Here is a 4727-nt window from a genome sequence, read left to right on the forward strand (position 1 = left end):
ATCTTTTGATCTTGATCTTTCGCTCTCGATTCTATGGGCAGGGGAAAGATCGCAGCCTCGCTTCGCTCGACAGCTCCTACAGACCTAGCGGGATAAGTCCCCTCGTCACAAAGGGAGTTGCGGCAATCCAGGGACAAATCCCCGCCTATACTTCTCTGCCAATCCCCCCGGGGGCCTGCACTTCCAACAATAAAAAGCAGAGGTGGAACATGGTCTGGCAACAAGTCTACGATCCCTTCGGTAATGCGGTGCTGTCGACGCTCCTGGCGGCGGTTCCGGTGGTGGTGATGCTGGCGTCCCTGGCGTTCTTTCATGTCAAGGCGCACCTGGCGGCGCTGTACGCCCTGGCCTCGGCGTTGCTCATCGCGATTTTTGCCTTCGGCATGCCGGCCAACATGGCCGGTTCGGCGGCGCTTTACGGCGCGGCCAACGGGCTGCTGCCCATCGGCTGGATCGTGCTCAACATCATCTTCCTGCACCGGCTGACCACCGAGAACGGTTCGTTCAAGGTCCTGCAGGATTCCCTGGCGCGCATCACCGATGACCGCCGCTTGCAGTTGCTGTTGATTGCCTTTTGTTTTGGCGCGTTTTTCGAGGGCGCGGCGGGCTTTGGCACGCCCGTCGCGGTGACCGGCGCGATCCTCATCGGGCTGGGCTTTTCGCCGCTGGCCGCCTCGGGCCTGGCGTTGATCGCCAACACCGCCCCGGTGGCGTTCGGCGCCCTGGGCACGCCGATCATCACCCTCGCCAAGGTCACCGGGCTGGATGAAATGGAGCTGTCGATGATGGTCGGTCGGCAATTGCCGTTTTTCTCGGTGATCGTGCCGTTCTGGCTGATCTGGGCGTTCGCCGGCTGGCGCAAGATGCTGGAGATCTGGCCGGCGATCCTGGTGGCCGGCGTCAGCTTCGCCATCCCGCAGTTCCTGGTGTCGAACTTCCACGGGCCGATGCTGGTGGACGTGATCGCCGCGCTGATCTCCATGGCGTGCCTCACCGGGTTCATCAAGGTCTGGAAACCGGCCACGGTGCATACCTCTGCGGCGCTGTCGGGTCGGCACGATGATTCGAAGATCGACGCCAGCGAAGCACAGGCGCCGGTCGCCAGCGCCGCGTTTTCCAATGATGCCCGTCCCGCCGTGCTGCGCGCTTGGATGCCGTGGATCATCCTCACAGTGTTCGTGTTTGCCTGGGGCACCCAGGGCTTCAAGAACCTGTTCGACACCCGCCCGGCCATCGACCCGCAGACCCAATCGGCCAAGCTCGACCCACAGGGCAAGCCGATGCGCGAAGCCAATCCGATCTTCTCGCCCCTGCTGACCTTCGGCACCATCCACCAGCAGATCGAAAAGGTCCCGCCCGTGGTGCCCCAGCCAAAAACCGAGGAAGCGGTCTACAAGTTCAACTGGTTCACCGCCACCGGCAGCGGCATCTTCCTGGCGGCCGTTCTCGGCGGCTTGCTGATGGGCTATTCGATCCCGCAATTGCTGCGCCAATACCTGCGAACGCTCTGGGTGGTGCGCTATTCGCTGATCACCATCGTAGCGATGTTGGCGTTGGGTTTCCTGACGCGTTATTCGGGCCTGGACGCGACCATGGGCCTGGCGTTCGCCGCGACGGGCATCTTCTACCCGATGTTCGGCACGCTGCTGGGCTGGCTCGGCGTGGCGCTGACCGGTTCGGACACGGCTTCCAACGTGCTGTTTGGCGGCTTGCAGCGGGTCACGGCGGAGCAATTGGGCATCAGCCCGGTGTTGATGGCTGCCGCGAACAGTTCAGGCGGGGTGATGGGCAAGATGGTCGACGCCCAGTCGATCGTGGTCGCCTCGACCGCGACCCGCTGGTACGGCCACGAAGGGGAAATCCTGCGCTACGTGTTTTTCCACTCGGTGGTGTTGGCGATCCTGGTGGGCGGGCTGGTGACGTTGCAGGCGTATGTGGCGCCGTTCAGTCACATGGTGGTGGGAGGACGTTGATTGAGTGCGTTCTGTAGGAGCTGCCGAAGGCTCGGGCCGCGTTCGGACGATCTTTTGATCTTTCGCTTGGGCCCCAGTGGCTGGGGAAAAAGATCGCAGCCTCGCTTCGCTCGGCAGCTCCTACGACGTCCCCGTCAGACGGGGACAAGCTGGTTTTTACTGAACGTTCTTCAGCTTGACCACATCACCGGACACCGAGGTGGTGTAGCCGGTCAGGACCCAGGCCCAGAACCAGTTTTCCTGGACTTGGGTGTTGATCATGGCGTCGCCGCCCTTGGCCTGGATCGCCGCGGTCTGGGCACGGACGAAACGGTTGTTCTGGCGGATCGGGATCACGCCCAACAGCAGCAGGCCGGTGGCCTTGGCTTCGCTGTGACCGACGACGGTGTATTGGCTGCTGTCGTATTGCTGGGTCTTCATCGGGGTGCCGGTGCAACCCGCCAGGACCAGGCCGAACAGTGCGCAGGCGACAACTTTGCTGATGTGGTTCATTTGAGGCTCCATGGGTAAACGCCCGGGATCCATCTCTCGGGCGGCGCGTACTCTAACCGATCAGCAATAAAATGACACAACATCCTCCGCCCATTTCAGGGCTCGAAAGGCCCATGACAGAGCCATTCGTCAGGTGCGCCTCCAGCGAAACAGACTCGCGTCGATAGCATGAAAACTGCGCCACGGAAGGCAGTTTCTTGTCTTGACGACCGCCAGGTAACGGCCGGTCCCGTTGGAGGGTTTCATCATGATTGACGTGACAACCTGGAGCGTTACCCTGCCGGTGCAAACGCCCGCGCAGGTCGTGGCGACCAAAGCCATGCCGAGTTTGAAAAATATCTATTTCGACAATAACGGCCAGCGGATCATCTTCTGGGCACCCGTCACCGGTTCTCATACCGGTAACAGCAAATTCCCGCGTTCCGAACTGCGGGAAACCAGCAAGGACGGGAAGCATCGCAACTGGCGCTACAACAGCGGCACCAACGCCCTCAAGGGCGAACTGTCGGTCAACCAGGTGCCGTCGGAAGGCCGTGTGGTGGTGGCGCAGATTCACGCCAAGGATGCGCCAACGCCGTTGTTGAAACTGGTCTATCGCTACGAAAAAGGCACTGGCAACATCGACGTGGAATACCGGGTCAAGCCCAACGACAAAAAGAGCCCGGTGATCTACACCGTGCCCAAGGTGCCGTTGAACAAATCCTTCTACTACACGTTGCAAATGGACAAGCAAGGCCAGCTCACGATGCTGATCGGCAACAGCGGCAAGCAGGTGAAGCTGGACAAGTCCTGGTACGGCTACGACTTCTATTTCAAGGCCGGCGTCTACACGCTGGACAACAAGGGTTATTCCAACGAAGGCGGGAAAGTGACCTACACCAAGCTGAGCGCCAGTCACAAGTGACTGACGCTCTTCCCACGCTTACGCCTCGGACGGTGCCACGACCGCTTGACGACCACTGAACGTCAACAGGAAACACACGAACACCGCCAGCGCAAAACCGGCCGGGAACAGCCAGATGCTTTTCCAATCATGGCCGCCTTCCACCACGAAATGATCGGTCACCTGCCCCGCCACCCAGAAACCGATCAACATCCCCACCCCATAAGTCGCCAGGGTGATCAAGCCCTGGGCTGAGCTGCGCAGGTGTTTCGGCGCCTTGGCGTCGGTGTAGATCTGCCCCGAGACAAAAAAGAAGTCGTAGCAGATGCCGTGCAGGGCGATGCCGGTGAACAGCATGAACGCCAGGCCGGCGTTGTCGCCATAGGCGAACAACACGTAGCGCAACGCCCACGCCAACATCCCCACCAATAACGCCAACTTGATGCCGAAACGCTGGATGAACAGCGGCAACAGCAGCATGAACAGCACCTCGGAAACTTGCCCGATGGCCATTTTCGCGGTCGGGTTGGTCATGCCGGTCTCGGCCAGGAACGGGTTGGCGTTCTGGTAATAAAACGCCAAGGGGATGCAGATCAGGATCGAGGCGATGAAGAACACCAGGTAGCTGCGATCCTTGAGCAGCCCCAACGCATCGACCCCCAGGGACTGCTTGATGCCGCCGGCACTCGCCTGTTCCTTGAGCGGTGCCGTGCCAGGCAGCGTGAAGCTGTAGAGCCCGAGAACCAGCGAGGCGATGGCCGCCATCAGGAAGGTATTGCGCAGGCCGCCCGCCGAGATCGCCTCGCGCGAATCCCAAGCGAACACAAAGCTGATCACTACGCCGGCCACGATCCAACCGACAGTGCCCCACACGCGGATGCGCGAGAATTCCAGCGCCGGGTCGCGCATTTGCCGGAAGGCCACGGAATTGACCAGGGCCAGCGTCGGCATGTAGATCACCATGTAGGCCAGCACGAAGGGGTAGAACGCGCCGAAATCCACCGCCGAATACAGCTGATACAGCAACACCGCGCCCACCAGGTGCAACACCGCCAGGATGCGCTCGGCGTTGAAGTAGCGGTCGGCGACCAGGCCGATCACGAACGGCGCGATGATCGCCCCCCAGGACTGGGTGGCGAAGGCCATGCCGACCTGCCCGCCACTGGCTTGCAGCGTGCTGGACAGGAACGTGCCCAGGGTGACGAACCAGCCACCCCAGATAAAGAATTGCAGGAACATCATCACGCTGAGGCGTGCATTCATCGTGGTCATGACTGTCACCGTCTTGTTGTTCTTGTTGAAACAAAGTCGTGCGCTGTTATTGCCGCCTGCTTTTGTGGACTGCTTTTGTAGACTGCTTTTGTGGCGAGGGAGCTTGC

4 protein-coding genes are annotated in these 4727 nt (G+C 60.9%); 2 read left to right on the plus strand and 2 right to left on the minus strand.

Translation table 11 applies throughout. The features are described 5' to 3' along the window. Positions 1–209: 209 nt before the first annotated feature. The gene (locus tag OC610_RS21335; protein WP_264430565.1) at positions 210–1973 is read left to right on the plus strand and encodes an L-lactate permease; all 1764 of its coding nucleotides are present in this window, start codon (positions 210–212) and stop codon (positions 1971–1973) included. Between the two features lie 156 nt (positions 1974–2129). Here OC610_RS21335 and OC610_RS21340 read toward each other — a convergent pair whose 3' ends face one another. Further along, complete coding sequence (locus tag OC610_RS21340; protein ID WP_264430567.1) at positions 2130–2465, minus strand: hypothetical protein; 336 nt, start codon at positions 2463–2465, stop codon at positions 2130–2132. 247 nt (positions 2466–2712) lie between these two features. On the opposite strand from OC610_RS21340, the gene OC610_RS21345 reads away from it, so the two are divergent. Then, positions 2713–3369, plus strand: coding sequence for a polysaccharide lyase family 7 protein (locus OC610_RS21345; protein WP_264430568.1), 657 nt, complete (start codon positions 2713–2715; stop codon positions 3367–3369). Positions 3370–3387: 18 nt separating this feature from the next. On the opposite strand, the gene OC610_RS21350 is transcribed toward OC610_RS21345, so the two are convergent. Further along, a complete protein-coding gene (locus OC610_RS21350; protein ID WP_264430569.1) occupies positions 3388–4620 on the minus strand; it encodes a nucleoside permease in 1233 nt (410 codons plus the stop codon). Positions 4621–4727: the final 107 nt, after the last annotated feature.

This window comes from Pseudomonas agronomica (genome assembly GCF_025917275.1).
Lineage (GTDB): Bacteria > Pseudomonadota > Gammaproteobacteria > Pseudomonadales > Pseudomonadaceae > Aquipseudomonas > Aquipseudomonas agronomica.

Coding starts and splice junctions, on each gene's coding strand:
- OC610_RS21335 (WP_264430565.1), top strand. CDS start 210: ATGGTCTGGCAACAAGTCTACGATCCCTTCGGTAATGCGGTGCTGTCG.
- OC610_RS21345 (WP_264430568.1), top strand. CDS start 2,713: ATGATTGACGTGACAACCTGGAGCGTTACCCTGCCGGTGCAAACGCCC.
- OC610_RS21350 (WP_264430569.1), bottom strand. CDS start 4,620: ATGACCACGATGAATGCACGCCTCAGCGTGATGATGTTCCTGCAATTC.
- OC610_RS21340 (WP_264430567.1), bottom strand. CDS start 2,465: ATGAACCACATCAGCAAAGTTGTCGCCTGCGCACTGTTCGGCCTGGTC.